The organism is Pseudomonas sp. MPFS, from assembly GCF_022537035.1.
Classification (GTDB): Bacteria; Pseudomonadota; Gammaproteobacteria; order Pseudomonadales; family Pseudomonadaceae; genus Aquipseudomonas; species Aquipseudomonas sessilinigenes.
Map to the genome: position 1 here is coordinate 1,054,788 of NZ_CP066123.1, position 14,468 is coordinate 1,069,255.

General features: G+C 59.5%; 20 protein-coding genes. 10 read left to right on the plus strand and 10 right to left on the minus strand.

Annotated elements, in window-relative coordinates:
* Positions 1 to 172: 172 nt before the first annotated feature.
* From I9018_RS04655 to I9018_RS04675, 5 genes are read left to right on the plus strand one after another with little or no spacing between them, the layout of a single operon-like run.
* On the plus strand, positions 173 to 568 hold the full coding sequence (locus tag I9018_RS04655) for a FagA protein (RefSeq protein ID WP_241108848.1): 396 nt from the start codon (positions 173 to 175) through the stop codon (positions 566 to 568).
* Entirely contained in the window at positions 561 to 1,937 is a 1,377-nt protein-coding gene (locus tag I9018_RS04660; protein WP_241108849.1) for a class II fumarate hydratase, read from the plus strand. The genes I9018_RS04655 and I9018_RS04660 overlap by 8 nt, the downstream gene beginning before the upstream one ends.
* Before the next feature lie 26 nt (positions 1,938 to 1,963).
* Entirely contained in the window at positions 1,964 to 2,413 is a 450-nt protein-coding gene (locus tag I9018_RS04665) for a hypothetical protein (RefSeq protein WP_241108850.1), read from the plus strand.
* Position 2,414: 1 nt separating this feature from the next.
* On the plus strand, positions 2,415 to 3,026 hold the full coding sequence (locus tag I9018_RS04670) for a superoxide dismutase (RefSeq protein ID WP_068584241.1): 612 nt from the start codon (positions 2,415 to 2,417) through the stop codon (positions 3,024 to 3,026).
* Positions 3,027 to 3,059: 33 nt separating this feature from the next.
* Positions 3,060 to 3,953 (plus strand): ZIP family metal transporter, encoded by an 894-nt coding sequence (locus tag I9018_RS04675; RefSeq protein WP_068584238.1) that lies wholly within the window; start codon positions 3,060 to 3,062, stop codon positions 3,951 to 3,953.
* A gap of 16 nt (positions 3,954 to 3,969) precedes the next feature.
* Here I9018_RS04675 and I9018_RS04680 read toward each other — a convergent pair whose 3' ends face one another.
* The 10 genes from I9018_RS04680 to I9018_RS04725 form a co-directional block, all read right to left on the minus strand.
* Positions 3,970 to 4,242 (minus strand): HPr family phosphocarrier protein, encoded by a 273-nt coding sequence (locus tag I9018_RS04680; protein ID WP_060837549.1) that lies wholly within the window; start codon positions 4,240 to 4,242, stop codon positions 3,970 to 3,972.
* Positions 4,243 to 4,258: 16 nt separating this feature from the next.
* Positions 4,259 to 5,116, minus strand: a complete 858-nt coding sequence (gene rapZ / locus I9018_RS04685; RefSeq protein WP_068584234.1) for an RNase adapter RapZ — start codon at positions 5,114 to 5,116, stop codon at positions 4,259 to 4,261.
* Positions 5,117 to 5,118: 2 nt separating this feature from the next.
* Complete coding sequence (gene ptsN, locus I9018_RS04690; RefSeq protein WP_068584232.1) at positions 5,119 to 5,583, minus strand: PTS IIA-like nitrogen regulatory protein PtsN; 465 nt, start codon at positions 5,581 to 5,583, stop codon at positions 5,119 to 5,121.
* Positions 5,584 to 5,595: 12 nt separating this feature from the next.
* On the minus strand, positions 5,596 to 5,901 hold the full coding sequence (gene raiA / locus I9018_RS04695; protein WP_011059268.1) for a ribosome-associated translation inhibitor RaiA: 306 nt from the start codon (positions 5,899 to 5,901) through the stop codon (positions 5,596 to 5,598).
* Between the two features lie 158 nt (positions 5,902 to 6,059).
* Positions 6,060 to 7,553, minus strand: coding sequence for an RNA polymerase factor sigma-54 (locus tag I9018_RS04700; RefSeq protein ID WP_068584229.1), 1,494 nt, complete (start codon positions 7,551 to 7,553; stop codon positions 6,060 to 6,062).
* A gap of 182 nt (positions 7,554 to 7,735) precedes the next feature.
* Positions 7,736 to 8,461, minus strand: a complete 726-nt coding sequence (gene lptB, locus I9018_RS04705; protein WP_058436531.1) for an LPS export ABC transporter ATP-binding protein — start codon at positions 8,459 to 8,461, stop codon at positions 7,736 to 7,738.
* A complete protein-coding gene (gene lptA / locus I9018_RS04710) occupies positions 8,461 to 9,006 on the minus strand; it encodes a lipopolysaccharide transport periplasmic protein LptA (protein WP_068584226.1) in 546 nt (181 codons plus the stop codon). Before lptA ends, lptB begins: the two co-directional genes overlap by 1 nt.
* Positions 8,993 to 9,565, minus strand: coding sequence for an LPS export ABC transporter periplasmic protein LptC (gene lptC, locus I9018_RS04715; RefSeq protein WP_068584223.1), 573 nt, complete (start codon positions 9,563 to 9,565; stop codon positions 8,993 to 8,995). The genes lptA and lptC overlap by 14 nt, the downstream gene beginning before the upstream one ends.
* A 9-nt stretch (positions 9,566 to 9,574) precedes the next feature.
* Positions 9,575 to 10,099 (minus strand): HAD family hydrolase, encoded by a 525-nt coding sequence (locus I9018_RS04720; protein WP_068584220.1) that lies wholly within the window; start codon positions 10,097 to 10,099, stop codon positions 9,575 to 9,577.
* Positions 10,100 to 11,074 carry a KpsF/GutQ family sugar-phosphate isomerase gene (locus tag I9018_RS04725; RefSeq protein ID WP_068584217.1) on the minus strand — a complete coding sequence of 325 codons (975 nt, stop codon included), beginning with the start codon at positions 11,072 to 11,074 and terminating at the stop codon, positions 10,100 to 10,102.
* Between the two features lie 265 nt (positions 11,075 to 11,339).
* Here I9018_RS04725 and I9018_RS04730 point away from each other — a divergent pair, with 265 nt between their 5' ends.
* The 5 genes from I9018_RS04730 to I9018_RS04750 are packed head-to-tail and all read left to right on the plus strand — an operon-like array spanning position 11,340 to position 14,383.
* Positions 11,340 to 12,149: an ATP-binding cassette domain-containing protein gene (locus tag I9018_RS04730; protein WP_068584214.1), complete on the plus strand. Its 810-nt coding sequence runs from the start codon at positions 11,340 to 11,342 to the stop codon at positions 12,147 to 12,149.
* Positions 12,149 to 12,946, plus strand: coding sequence for a lipid asymmetry maintenance ABC transporter permease subunit MlaE (gene mlaE / locus I9018_RS04735; RefSeq protein WP_068584211.1), 798 nt, complete (start codon positions 12,149 to 12,151; stop codon positions 12,944 to 12,946). The genes I9018_RS04730 and mlaE overlap by 1 nt, the downstream gene beginning before the upstream one ends.
* On the plus strand, positions 12,946 to 13,413 hold the full coding sequence (gene mlaD / locus I9018_RS04740; RefSeq protein WP_011059277.1) for an outer membrane lipid asymmetry maintenance protein MlaD: 468 nt from the start codon (positions 12,946 to 12,948) through the stop codon (positions 13,411 to 13,413). Before mlaE ends, mlaD begins: the two co-directional genes overlap by 1 nt.
* 11 nt (positions 13,414 to 13,424) lie before the next feature.
* Positions 13,425 to 14,078, plus strand: a complete 654-nt coding sequence (locus I9018_RS04745) for an ABC transporter substrate-binding protein (protein ID WP_068584209.1) — start codon at positions 13,425 to 13,427, stop codon at positions 14,076 to 14,078.
* Positions 14,075 to 14,383 carry an STAS domain-containing protein gene (locus I9018_RS04750; protein WP_068584206.1) on the plus strand — a complete coding sequence of 103 codons (309 nt, stop codon included), beginning with the start codon at positions 14,075 to 14,077 and terminating at the stop codon, positions 14,381 to 14,383. The genes I9018_RS04745 and I9018_RS04750 overlap by 4 nt, the downstream gene beginning before the upstream one ends.
* Positions 14,384 to 14,468: the final 85 nt, after the last annotated feature.

The following is a 14,468-nucleotide window of genomic DNA, read 5'->3' on the forward strand; positions in this document are numbered from 1 at the left end:
TTGGGATGGGAGGGGCGTAGGGCTCAGCGTGGCGGCATGAATCGAGGGGCTTCAGCCGCCAGGCCAATCACGAGGGTGGCGGTTGCAAACATGGACAAAATTCGTACAGCCAGATTGCGTTGATTCTCAATATCATTTAATAATGAAAATCATTATTCAATGGGCCCAGGTCATGAGCACTGCCTTGCACGAGCAGCCGTACCTTGAAAGCTGGCGCTGGATGAGCCGCCAGATCCGCTGCGCACTGGATCCCGACGAGCCGCGTCTGATCGAGCATTACCTGGCCGAGGGACGATACCTGGCCTGTTGCACTGCCATGTCCGCCTGGACCGTTGCCGAAACCTCCTTCCGTTTATTGATCGATACCGCTACCGATACCGCGTTGCCTTGGCATTGGCGCAGCCTGTGCCTGGACCAGGCCTGGCGTCCGCTGCGCGATATGGAGCGTTTCTCGCTGTGCAAGTGCCGACTTGAGCGTTGGCAAAGCCATGCCTGGCGATTGGCGACGTGTTCGCTGTTGCCTTCCATTCCTCTGATTGAACTGGTGCAAGGATTTCCCGATGAGTAATACCCGTATCGAACGCGACAGCATGGGCGAATTGCAGGTCCCGGAGCAGGCGCTGTATGGCGCACAGACCCAGCGTGCAGTGGATAACTTTCCCATCAGTGGGCAACGGATGCCGGCGGCCTTCATCCGGGCGCTGATCCTGGCCAAGGCTGCCGCGGCGAAGGCCAACGTCGAACTCGGGCAGCTCAGCGAGTCCCAGGGCAAGGCCATCGTCGATGCCGCCCAAGGGTTGCTGGAGGGGGACTTCATGCAGCACTTCCCGGTGGATATCTTCCAGACCGGGTCCGGCACCAGCTCCAATATGAACGCCAACGAAGTGCTGGCAACCCTGGCCAGTCGCCTGCTGGGTGAGGCAGTCAACCCCAATGACCATGTCAATTGTGGCCAGAGCAGTAACGACATCATTCCCACCACCATCCATGTCAGTGCTGCGTTGACCCTGCATGAGCAGTTGTTGCCAGCGTTGGTGCATCTGGTGGAGGTCATCGAGCACAAGGCGCTGCAGGTGCACCCCTTTATCAAGACAGGGCGTACTCACCTGATGGATGCCATGCCCGTGCGCATGAGCCAGGTCCTTGAGGGCTGGGCGCAGCAGCTCAAGGCCAATATCGCGCACCTGCAGGACTTGCTGCCGAGCCTGCAGTCCCTTGCCCAGGGCGGCACGGCGGTAGGTACCGGGATCAATGCGCATCCGGAGTTCGCCAGGCGCTTCAGCCAGCAGTTGAGCAAGCTCACCCAGGTGCAATTCACTCCGGGCAAGAACCTGTTCGCCCTGATTGGCTCCCAGGACACTGCGGTGACTGTCTCCGGGCAGCTCAAGGCTACGGCGGTATCGTTGATGAAGATCGCCAACGATCTGCGCTGGATGAACTCAGGGCCATTGGCCGGGTTGGGGGAAATCGAGCTGGAAGGGTTGCAGCCGGGCTCGTCGATCATGCCAGGCAAGGTCAACCCGGTGATCCCGGAAGCCACGGCGATGGTGGCGGCCCAGGTCATTGGCAACGACAGCACCATCACGGTGGCAGGGCAGTCGGGCAACTTCGAGCTCAATGTGATGTTGCCGATCATTGCCCAGAACCTGCTGAGCAGCATCGAGTTGCTGGCCAACTCCAGCCGCCTGCTGGCGGACAAGGCGATTGCCAGTTTCAAGGTCAACGAACCCAAGCTCAAGGAAGCACTGTCGCGCAATCCGATCCTGGTGACGGCCTTGAACCCGATCATTGGTTACCAGAAGGCAGCGGAAATCGCTAAGACCGCCTACAAGCAGGGGCGCCCGGTGATAGACGTTGCGCTTGAGCATACCGACCTGCCCCGCAGCCAGCTTGAAGTCCTGCTGGACCCGGAGAAGCTTACGGCGGGTGGCGTGTAACCCCCTTACTGCTCTGGAGGCTCACCATGGAACATTGGAAACGCACGATCGAAAGGGCCAATCGCCTGTTCATGCAGGGCGAGCTGGTCGATGCCCGTGAGTGCTATCTGCAGGCACTGGCCTTGGCCCAGGTGTTGTTCGAGCGCTGGCCCAATGCCGACGAAGCGGTGGCGGCCTGTGTGATTTCCCATCACAACCTGGCGGACTTGCATTTGCAGTTGAACCAGCCGGAGGAAAGCGCGGAATACCTCTGTGCGATCCACCAGCGCCTGTTGCAGACGATGCAGGACGGCCGGTTACCCCTGATGTTGCGCGAGGCTGCCCTGCGCCAAAGCAGCAAGACCTATGTCGAGCTGCTCAATTTCATTGGTGAGCACGGCGAATACCCACGTTCCCACCGTTTGCTGGAGAGCAGCATCGTGCGCCTGTCGTGCGATGGCACGCTTCCCGGCAGCCCCTCTTATGGAGTGCACTGATATGTCCTTTACCTTGCCTGCCTTGCCTTATGCCTACGATGCCCTGGAGCCGCACATCGATGCGCAAACCATGGAGATTCACTACACCAAGCACCACCAGACCTATATCAACAATCTCAACGCTGCGGTGGAAGGTACTGAGTGGGCCGAGTGGGAAGTGGAGAAGCTGGTGGCCAGTGTCCAGCAGCTACCAGAGCAACTGCAGGCCGCAGTGGTCAATCAGGGAGGAGGGCATGCCAACCATTCGCTATTTTGGGCGGTCATGACCCCGACGGGAGGCGGCAAGCCCGGTGGCGCGCTGGCGCAAGCGATCGAACAGGATATCGGTGGTTTCGAGCGTTTCAAGGAGGCCTTCACCAAGGCCGCACTGACTCGCTTTGGTAGTGGCTGGGCCTGGCTCAGCGTGACTCCTGAGAAAACACTGGTGGTCGAGAGCAGTGGCAACCAGGACAGCCCCCTGATGAAGGGTAATACGCCAATTCTTGGCCTGGACGTCTGGGAGCATGCCTATTACCTGCGTTATCAGAACCGTCGGCCGGAATACATCAATGCGTTCTATAACGTCATCAATTGGCCGGAAGTCGCCCTGCGCTATCAGGCAGCGGTGGCCTGATCCCTCCTTGGAAAACAATCAATAAGGCCGACTATGGGCACTGAGACATTGGCGATCAGCAGTGGGCGAATGTTTCGCTACGCCTTCGGTTCGCTCCTGTTATTGGCGGGCACCGCGTTGCTGGTGGCTCAAGGATTGAGCTGGTTGAACCTGGAGCCCAGGCTGCTGCGAGCCTTGCAGGGCGGCTCGATCTGCGCGCTGGGTACGGCGCTGGGGGCCGTTCCGGTGTTGGTGATTCGCAAGATGCCCATCGCCGTAGGCGACACCTTGCTGGGTTTTGGGGCTGGGGTGATGTTGGCCGCAACGGCATTCTCGTTGATCGTACCGGGCATTGCTGCGGCACAGGGGTTGGGGCTGTCCGCCTGGGGAGCTAGCGGCCTGGTCTGCGTGGGTATCATGCTCGGGGCTTTTGGCCTGTTTCTCGTGGACCTCAAGGTGTCCGGCGGCAACCCGGAAACTCTTGTTGGGACACCTGAGCATCCAGTGATTGCCCCACGTATCTGGTTGTTTGTCTTTGCCATCATTGCCCATAACATTCCTGAAGGCATGGCGGTGGGGGTGTCGGCCGGAGGAGGCATGCCGGATGCGGATAGCCTGGCCATGGGCATCGCCTTGCAGGATGTGCCGGAAGGCTTGGTTATTGCCCTGGTGTTGGCAGGGGCAGGAATGTCGCGCGCCAAGGCGTTCTTGATCGGCGCTGCCTCAGGCCTGGTAGAGCCGGTATTCGCGTTGCTCTGTGCGTGGCTGGTGAGCCTGGCGGAGCTGCTTCTACCCTTGGGGCTGGCACTGGCCGCTGGTGCCATGTTGCTGGTGGTGACTCACGAGGTGATTCCCGAGTCCCGACGCAACGGTCACGAAAAACTGGCCAGTCTCGGCTTGTGTATCGGCTTCTGCCTGATGATGGTGATGGATACGGCGCTCTCTTGAGTGCCGTACGAAGACGTCATTCGCCTTCGTCAAAGTAGTTGTTGATCAGGGCTACCAGTGCGTCCAGTGCTTCCTGCTCTTGCTCACCTTCGGTCTTGAGATGAATCTTGGTGCCCTTGCCGGCGGCGAGCATCATCATGGCCATGATGCTCTTGCCATCGACCATGCTCTCAGGCGTTCTACCGGCGCGGATCTGGCAGGGGAACTGGCCGGCCACGCCGACGAACTTGGCCGAGGCACGGGCATGCAGGCCCAGTTTGTTGATGATCTCGATTTCCAAAGCTGGCATCGCGGGGTAGGTCCTTTCAGCTAAGGTCGCGGTGGCGAACCTGGACGTTCTTCAGGGATTTTTGCAGGACCTGGCCCAGGCGCTCCGTCAGGTAGACGGAGCGGTGGTGCCCACCGGTGCAGCCGATGGCAATGGTCACATAGGCACGGTTGCTGGCGGCAAATCGTGGCAGCCATTTGAGCAAATAGCTGGAGATATCCTGGAACATCTCCTCGACATCAGGTTGGGCGGCCAGGTACTCGGCTACGGGGGCATCCAGCCCTGATTGGGCGCGCAGCTCGGGTTTCCAGTACGGGTTGGGCAGGCAGCGCACGTCGAACACCAGGTCGGCATCCACGGGCATGCCACGCTTGAAACCGAAGGACTCCACCAGAAAGGCGGTGCCGGGTTCTGGCTGGTTCAACAGCCGCAGCTTGATGGTGTCGCGCAGTTGATAGAGGTTCAGGTTGGTTGTGTTGACCTTGAGGTCGGCCAGGTCGACGATGGGGCCCAGCAGATGGGTCTCGTCGCGAATGGCCTCGGCCAGGGAACGGTTGGCGCTGCTGAGTGGATGGCGGCGCCGGGTTTCCGAGAAGCGCTTGAGCAGGGTTTCTTCGTCGGCGTCCAGATAGAGCACATCACACTGGATATGCCGACTGCGCACTTCCTCGAGCAACTCGGGGAAACGTGACAGATGGCTGGGCAAGTTGCGGGCATCGATGGAGACCGCGACCAACGGCTGGGCCAGCTCGGTGTGGATCAAGGCACGTTCGGCCAACTCTGGGAGCAGGCCGGCGGGCAGGTTGTCGATGCAGTAGTAGCCGTGGTCCTCAAGAACATCGAGGGCGGTGCTTTTGCCTGAGCCGGAACGGCCACTGACGATGATCAAACGCATGGTTACTGCCTGTTTTGCTCGTCCAGGACGACCTGATACAAGGCTTCGTTGCTGGTAGCACTGCGCAACCGGTCACGAACTTCCTTGCGATCGAGCATGCTGGCGATCTGCCGAAGCAGCTCCAGGTGCGCATCGGTCGCAGCTTCCGGGACCAGCAGAACGAACAGCAGGTCCACCGGAGCGCCATCGATGGCGTCGAAGTCGATCGGAGCGTCCAGGTGCATCAGTGCGCTGATGGGCGATTCGCAACCCTTTAGGCGGCAGTGAGGAATGGCGATGCCGTTGCCAAAACCGGTGGAGCCGAGTTTTTCGCGGGCAATCAGGCTCTCGAAGACATCCTGCATCTCCAGATCGGGCACTTCACGGCTGATCAGGTTGGCAATTTGTTCGAGGGCACGTTTTTTACTGCCTCCCGGCACGTTCACCAGGGAACGGCCGGGGGTCAGGATGCTTTCAAGTCGGATCATGGGAGGGGAGTATCAGCGACCCGTGCCTTGGAGAAGGTGGAGTTGCTTTTCCTTGTGCTTTTTCAGTTGGCGGTCAAGCTTGTCCGTGAGCAGGTCGATTGCGGCATACATATCGTCATGTTCTGCATTGGCGACGACCTCCCCACCGTGAATGTGCAGCGTAGCCTCGATCTTCTGCTTCAGCTTCTCGACGGCCATGGTGACCTGCACATTGGTAATCTTGTCAAAATGGCGTTCCAGTCGGTCGAGTTTTTCGCCGATGTAAACGCGCAGAGGTTCAGTCACTTCGAGTTGGTGTCCACTGATGTTGACTTGCATACAGCTTCTCCTTCGTTGCCAGTGCATGACGCGGCAGGCCATTTTACCTGCCACCTGGACCGTGTCTGAAGCCTGCTGCGCATCGATCAGGCGGTTTGCCTGGTCGCCGTTTGGCGAGCATTCAGACACACTCCGAAACGCTGTGGCCAGCCCTACGGCTACATCAGCCGCTTACGTTCGCTAGAAGGCGCGATCCCAAGGGATTCGCGGTACTTGGCGACGGTACGGCGGGCTACCTGAATACCTTGTGCCTCCAGTAAACCAGCGATCTTGCTGTCACTCAACGGCTTTTTCTGATTTTCCGCCGCCACCAGTTTTTTGATGATTGCGCGGATCGCGGTGGATGAGCATTCACCGCCTTCCGAGGTGCTGACGTGGCTGGAGAAAAAGTATTTCAGTTCATATATACCCCGTGGGGTGTGCATGAATTTCTGCGTAGTGACCCGGGAAATCGTCGATTCGTGCATGCCCACCGCTTCGGCGATGTCATGCAGGACCAGGGGCTTCATCGCCTCGTCGCCATACTCTAGAAAGCCGCGCTGATGCTCGACGATCTGGGTGGCGACTTTCATCAGGGTTTCGTTGCGACTTTGCAGGCTCTTGATGAACCAGCGGGCCTCCTGCAGCTGATTGCGCATGAAGGTGTTGTCTGCGCTGGTGTCGGCACGACGTACAAAGCCCGCATATTGGGCATTGACTCGCAGGCGTGGTACCGACTCCTGGTTCAGCTCCACCAGCCAGCGTTCGTTGTCCTTGCGCACAATGACGTCCGGGACCACGTACTCGGCTTCGCTGGATTCGATCTGCGAGCCCGGGCGCGGGTTGAGGCTTTGCACCAGTTCGATGACCTGGCGCAGTTCGTCTTCCTTGAGCTTCATGCGCCGCATCAGTTGGCTGTAATCGCGGCTGCCCAGCAGGTCTATGTAGTCGCTGACCAGGCGCTGAGCTTCGCTCAGCCAAGGCGTCTTGGTCGGTAGCTGGCGCAGTTGCAACAGCAGGCATTCACCCAGGTTGCGAGCACCGATGCCGGCGGGTTCGAATTGCTGGATGCGATGCAGGACTGCTTCGATTTCGTCCAGCTCGATATCCAGTTCGGGGTCGAAGGCCTCGAGGACTTCTTCAAGGGTCTCGTCGAGGTAGCCCTGGTCGTTGATGCTGTCGATCAGGGTCACCGCGATCAAGCGGTCGGTGTCCGACATCGGGGCCAGGTTCAGTTGCCAGAGCAGGTGGCTCTGCAGGCTTTCGCCAGCGGAGGTGCGGGTGGTGAAGTCCCACTCGTCATCATCGCTGCTGGGCAGGCTGCTGGCGCTGGTCTGGTAGACATCTTCCCAGGCGGTATCCACCGGGAGTTCGTTGGGAATGCGTTCGCTCCATTCGCCATCCTCGAGGCTGTCCACCGTTGGGGCGGTTTCCTGGTAGGAGGGTTCCTGGATTTCGGTATTGGGTTTGGACTCGGTGTTGTCGGCCAGGGGGTCGCTGTTGTCGAAGTCGTCGCCATCTTCCTGGCGTTCGAGCATCGGGTTGGACTCCAGGGCTTCCTGAATTTCCTGTTGCAGGTCCAGGGTCGACAATTGGAGCAGGCGGATGGCCTGTTGCAGCTGCGGTGTCATCGTCAGCTGCTGGCCCATTCTCAGGACTAGCGATGGTTTCATGGCAGGGGCTTAACACCTTAATTGCCGGCGCACATGCGCCATCCACTACAGGGCGCCGAAGCGCCAAACATAAGCAAATTATATGCCTGAAACTGAAGTGTTTGCCTAGAGCGCCGTAACAATAAACTTTGTAGGGATTTACTGTTTTCGGCGCCCTGGCTACTAGCCCAACACGTCAGCCTTTACAGGCGGAATTCGTGGCCCAGGTAGACTTCCTTGACCAGCTCATTGGCCAGGATAGTCGCAGAATCGCCTTCGGCGATCAGTTGCCCGTCATTGACGATGTAGGCGGTTTCGCAGATGTCCAGCGTTTCGCGGACGTTGTGGTCGGTGATCAGTACCCCGATGCCCTTGGCTTTGAGGTGATGGATGATCTGCTTGATGTCGCCGACCGAGATCGGGTCCACGCCTGCGAACGGTTCGTCCAGCAGGATGAACTTGGGTGCGGTGGCCAGCGCGCGGGCAATCTCCACGCGACGACGCTCGCCGCCGGACAGGCTCATGCCGAGGTTGTCGCGGATATGGTTGATGTGGAACTCCTGCAGCAGGCTTTCCAGTTCCTGGCGACGACCTGCTTTATCGAGTTCCTTGCGGGTCTCGAGGATAGCCATGATGTTGTCGGCCACCGACAGCTTGCGGAAGATCGAGGCTTCCTGGGGCAGGTAGCCGATGCCGGCGCGAGCGCGCCCGTGCATGGGCTGATGGCTGACATCCAGGTCGTCGATCAGCACCCGGCCCTGGTCGGCCTGGACCAGGCCGACGATCATATAGAAACAGGTGGTCTTGCCTGCACCGTTGGGGCCAAGGAGGCCGACGATCTGGCCGCTGTCGATGGACAGGCTGACGTCGCGCACGACCTGTCGGCTCTTGTAGCTCTTGGCCAGGTGCTGGGCTTTCAGAGTTGCCATTACTGGGCCTTTTGCTCGTCGGTTTTCTTTTTCGGCTGGATGACCATGTCGATCCGCGGACGGGGAGCGGTAATCGAGCTGCCGTTGGCGCGACCGGCATTGGCCACTTGCTTGACGGTGTCGTAGATGATCTTCTCGCCTTCGGTGGTATTACCGTCGTTGATGACCTTGGCCTTGTCGATCAGTACGACGCGGTTTTGCTGGGCGTGGTACTGGATGGTCACGGCGTAGGCCTGGACCGGCTTGGGATCGGTCTGCTTCTGCAGTTGCTCGAAGTAGGCCAGGTTGCCCACCGAGGTCACGACGTCGATTTCACCACTCTTGGCCCGGGTGATGGTCACGGTGTTGCCGGTAATCTTCATCGAGCCCTGGGTGATGATCACGTCGCCTTTATAGGTGGCTACGCCATTCTTGTCATCGAGCTGGGCATCGTCGGCCTGGATGCGGATCGGCTGTTGGCTATCGTTCGGCAGAGCCCAGGCGCTCACGCTTCCCAGTGCTGCGCCCAGACTGAGCAAAATAGGGAGGGTTTTAATGAGCCTCATACTGTCCTCTTACGTTCGATAGCAGGTCCATCCTGCCGTCTTTCAAATACGCTTTCATTCCCGTAGCCGTGGTCACGCCGTCGGCGCCGTCGATTCTAACGGCTTGCTCGGTTTGCGCATATTGCTTCTGTGGGAATACTGTCATGCGACTGCTGGTGATCAGCAGGTTGCGATTCTTCTCGTCAGTGCGCGAAACCCGTACCGAGTCGATGAGTTCGACCTGAGTGCCATCCGGGTTGACCTCGCCGCGTTCGCTCTGGACGTGCCACGGATAGGCGGTGCCACGGTACATGTGCAGGTCCGGCTGGGTCAGCAGGGTTACCTGGCTGGCCTTGATGTGCTCGACCTTGTCCGAGGTCATCTCGTATTGCAGCTTCCCATCGGGCAGGTACTGCACGCTGTGGGCATTGATCGCGAAATAGTCGATGGCGCTTTCATCGACCTGGACCACCGGCTTGTCGAGGAAGCGCTCGGGGCTGATATTCCAGTAGCCCACCGCCGCGAATAGCAAGGCAATGGTCCCGAAGATCAGTATGTTGCGAATCTTTTTACTCAGCATTGGCGGACTCTATAGATAAGCGGCATTGGCTGCTTCGAGGCGGCCCTGGGCATGCAGGATCAGTTCGCAAAATTCGCGAGCCGCTCCTTCGCCGCCGCGGGCCACGGTGATGCCGTGGGCGTGCTCGCGAACGAAGGCGGCGGCATTGGCGACTGCCATGCCCAGGCCGACACGACGGATCACGGGTAGGTCGGGCAGGTCGTCGCCCAGGTAGGCGACCTCTTCATAGCTTAGGCCCAGTTGTGCAAGAAGCTCGTCCAGTACGACCAGCTTGTCTTCGCGGCCCTGGTAGAGGTGGGGGATTCCCAGGTTCTTGGCCCGGCGCTCGACCACGGGGGTCTTGCGCCCGGTGATGATCGCGGTTTGTACTCCGGCGGCCATGAGCATCTTGATGCCCTGGCCGTCGAGGGTACTGAAGGATTTGAATTCGCTGCCGTCCTCGAGGAAGTACAGGCGACCGTCGGTCAGCACGCCGTCGACGTCGAAAACCGCCAGCTTGATGTTCTTGCCGCGCTGCAGCAGGTTCTCATTCATTTACATCACTCCTGCGCGCAACAGGTCGGACAGGTTGAACGCGCCTATGGGGCGGTCCTCCTGGTCGACGACGACCAGTGCGTTGATTCGATTGTCTTCCATGATTTTCAGGGCTTCGGCCGCCAGCATCTCGGCACGTGCGGTCTTGCCGTGGAGGGTCATGACTTCGTCTATGGTGGTGTGGTGGATATCGATGCTGCGGTCCAGGGTGCGGCGCAGGTCGCCGTCAGTGAAGACCCCGGCCAGGCGCCCGTCCGCCTCGACAATGACGGTCATGCCCAAGCCCTTGCGGCTCATCTCCATCAGGGCATCGCGAAGCAGGGTGCCACGCTGGACCTGAGGCAGTTGTTCGCCGGCGTGCATGACGTTCTCGACCTTCAGCAGCAGGCGACGTCCCAGGGCGCCACCGGGGTGCGAGAAGGCGAAGTCTTCGGCGGTGAAGCCGCGGGCCTCCAGCAGTGCCACGGCCAGGGCGTCGCCCATGACCAGGGCGGCGGTGGTCGAAGAGGTGGGGGCCAGGTTCAGCGGGCAGGCTTCTTGCTCGACATGCACGTTGAGATTGACGTCGGCGGCCTTGGCCAGCGGTGAGTCCGGGTTGCCGGTGATGCTGATCAACTGGATGCCCAGGCGCTTGATCAGCGGCAACAGGGTCACGATTTCATTGGTGGAGCCGGAATTGGAGAGGGCCAGGATCACGTCTTCGCGGGTAATCATGCCCATGTCGCCATGGCTGGCTTCAGCCGGGTGGACAAAAAAAGCCGTGGTTCCCGTACTGGCCAGGGTGGCGGCGATCTTGTTGCCGATATGTCCGGACTTACCCATTCCGACCACTACCACTCGGCCTTTGCTGGCCAGAATCATCTCGCAGGCGCGCACGAAATCTGCGTCGATATGGGGCAGCAAGCCTTCTACGGCCTGTATTTCGAGGCGGATGGTGCGCTGTGCTGATTGAATCAGGTCGCTGGTTTGGCTCATGTCTGAAATCGTATAGCCCGATGAAAAGGCGGCGATTATAGCGGTAATGAACAAATCCCTCACGCAAGTTCGTCAGCCTTTGCCGACTGTTGCCAGGAATCGAACTATTTTGCCTGTCGTCGACCTGAACGGTGACGGCTTCGGCCTTGGGGGCTAAGCATCAGCAGTGATATAGTTCGCCGCCAGTTCGGCCTGCCCAGAGGCACGAGCTCCCGGGAGGGAGCCTAGAGCGTCCGAGTGTTAGGCTGCATCGCAAGGAGTTTAGATGAGTGCCGATAACGCTTACGCGGTCGAGCTGAAGGGTGTTTCCTTCAAGCGCGGTACGCGCAGCATATTCAATAACGTGGATATCCAGATTCCGCGGGGCAAGGTCACCGGCATCATGGGACCTTCCGGCTGCGGGAAAACAACCCTGCTGCGCCTGATGGGCATGCAATTGCGGCCTAGTGCTGGTGAGGTGTGGGTCAACGGCCAGAATCTGCCGAAGCTTTCGCGCAGTGACCTGTTCGATGCTCGCAAGCAGATGGGCGTCCTGTTCCAGAGCGGTGCGCTGTTCACTGATCTGGATGTCTTCGAAAACGTAGCCTTTCCGCTGCGGGTGCATACCCAGCTGCCTGACGAAATGATTCGCGACATCGTCCTGCTCAAGCTACAGGCTGTGGGGTTGCGAGGAGCCATCGACCTGATGCCCGACGAGCTGTCGGGTGGGATGAAGCGTCGGGTCGCCTTGGCTCGCGCCATTGCCCTGGACCCGCAGATCCTCATGTACGACGAACCGTTCGTGGGCCAGGACCCTATTGCCATGGGGGTGCTGGTACGCCTGATCCGGCTGCTCAACGATGCCTTGGGTATCACCAGTATCGTGGTCTCCCATGACCTGGCCGAGACCGCAAGCATCGCCGACTACCTCTATGTAGTGGGTGATGGCCAGGTACTGGGCCAGGGAACTCCTGCCGAGCTCATGGACTCCGACAATCCGCGTATTCGTCAATTTATGAAGGGCGATCCCGACGGTCCCGTGCCGTTTCATTTTCCAGCGCCGGATTACCGCGCAGATCTTCTGGGGAAGCGCTGATGCGCAAGATATCGCTAATCGAAAGGGTTCGTCTCTTCGGTCGCTCAGGCATCGATGTCCTGGCGGTACTGGGGCGTTCCACCCTGTTCCTGTTTCACGCGCTGCTCGGGCGCGGCAGCATCGGCGGCGGATTCGGCCTGCTGGTCAAGCAACTGCATTCAGTGGGCGTGATGTCACTGGTAATCATTGTCGTGTCCGGGATCTTCATCGGCATGGTGCTGGCACTGCAGGGATTCAATATCCTTTCCAGCTACGGTTCGGAGCAGGCGGTGGGTCAGATGGTTGCCCTGACCCTGCTGCGTGAGCTGGGGCCGGTGGTGACTGCGTTGCTGTTCGCCGGGCGAGCCGGTTCGGCGCTGACGGCCGAAATCGGCAACATGAAGTCCACCGAGCAACTCTCCAGCCTGGAGATGATCGGTGTCGATCCGCTCAAGTACATCATTGCCCCGCGCCTCTGGGCTGGCTTCATTTCCCTGCCGCTGTTGGCGATGATCTTTTGTGTCGTGGGTATCTGGGGCGGTTCGTGGGTGGCTGTCGACTGGCTGGGGGTCTATGAAGGTTCCTACTGGGCGAATATGCAGAACAGCGTGAACTTCAGCAGCGACGTGCTCAATGGTGTGATCAAGAGCATTGTCTTTGCATTTGTAGTGACCTGGATCGCCGTATTCCAAGGCTACGACTGTGAGCCCACCTCAGAGGGGATCAGCCGTGCCACTACCAAGACCGTGGTGTATGCCTCGTTGGCCGTACTCGGCTTGGACTTTATTCTGACCGCCTTGATGTTTGGAGATTTCTGATGCAAAACCGCACCCTGGAAATCGGTGTCGGCCTTTTCCTGCTGGCTGGCATCCTGGCTTTGCTGTTGCTTGCCCTGCGAGTCAGTGGCCTGTCTCCGACGGCTAGCACCGATACCTATAAACTTTACGCCTACTTCGACAATATCGCCGGTTTGACGGTCAGAGCCAAAGTGACCATGGCCGGCGTGACCATCGGCAAGGTCACGGCGATCGATCTGGACCGTGACAGCTTCACCGGCCGGGTGACGATGCAACTGGAAAAGCGCGTGGATAACCTGCCGACCGACTCCACTGCATCTATCCTGACTGCTGGCCTGTTGGGTGAGAAATACATCGGTATCAGCGTGGGTGGGGAAGAGGCTCTGCTCAAGGATGGTGGAACCATCCACGACACCCAGTCGTCGCTGGTGCTGGAGGACCTGATCGGTAAATTCCTGCTCAATACCGTTAGCAAAGACGCCAAATGAGGAGTTTTTCGATGATTTCTATCTTGCGACGTGGCCTGTTGGTGCTGCTCGCTGCCCTGCCGTTGCTGGCAAATGCGGCGAGCCCCACGTCCGCCCATGACCTGGTGCAGGACACTACCAATCGGTTGTTGGCCGATCTGGCAGCCAATAAAGAGAAGTACAAGCAAAGCCCATCCGACTTCTATAATGCCCTGAACGGCATTGTCGGCCCGGCGGTGGATGCCGACGGGATTTCCCGCAGCATCATGACGGTGAAGTATTCGCGCAAGGCCACCCCGGAGCAGATGTCGCGCTTCCAGGAGAACTTCAAGCGCAGCCTGATCCAGTTCTATGGCAATGCGTTGCTGGAGTACAACAACCAGGGCATCACCATTTCTCCTCCCAAGGATGAAAGCGGCACCCGTACCAGCGTCGACATGCAGGTGAAAGGCAATAACGGGGCGATCTACCCGGTGTCCTACACCTTGGAGAAGATCAACGACGAATGGAAGATTCGTAACGTGATCATCAATGGCATCAATATCGGCAAGCTGTTCCGCGATCAGTTCGCCGATGCGATGCAGCGCAACGGCAACAACCTGGACAAGACCATCGACGGCTGGGCCGGCGAAGTGGCCAAGGCCAAGGAAGCCACCGATAACGCTGCGCCAAAGGCCGAGCAATGAGCGAGGCGGGCGTACGTTTGGGTGAGGCCGGAGAGCTGCTGATCAGCGGCGTGCTGGACTACCGCAGTGGCCCGGGCCTGCGCAAGCAGGGCCAGACACTGATCAAGTCGAGCAAGGCGCCAGCCTTGGTGCTCGATTGCTCGGCGGTCCAGCGCTCCAGCAGTGTCGGCCTGGCCTTGCTGCTGGCCTTCATGCGCGATGCCCAGGGCCTGGGCAAGAATGTCAGCATTCGTGCATTGCCCGATGGCATGAAGGAGATTGCCGAGGTTTCCGGCGTTACCGAGATTCTCGCGCAACCCCAGTGACTCCAGAAACATGGAAGCCCCCCGTCAGAGTCCTGCTATGCGGGGTTCGCAGGCGCGGGGCTTTTTTGTATGATGTCCGACCCGC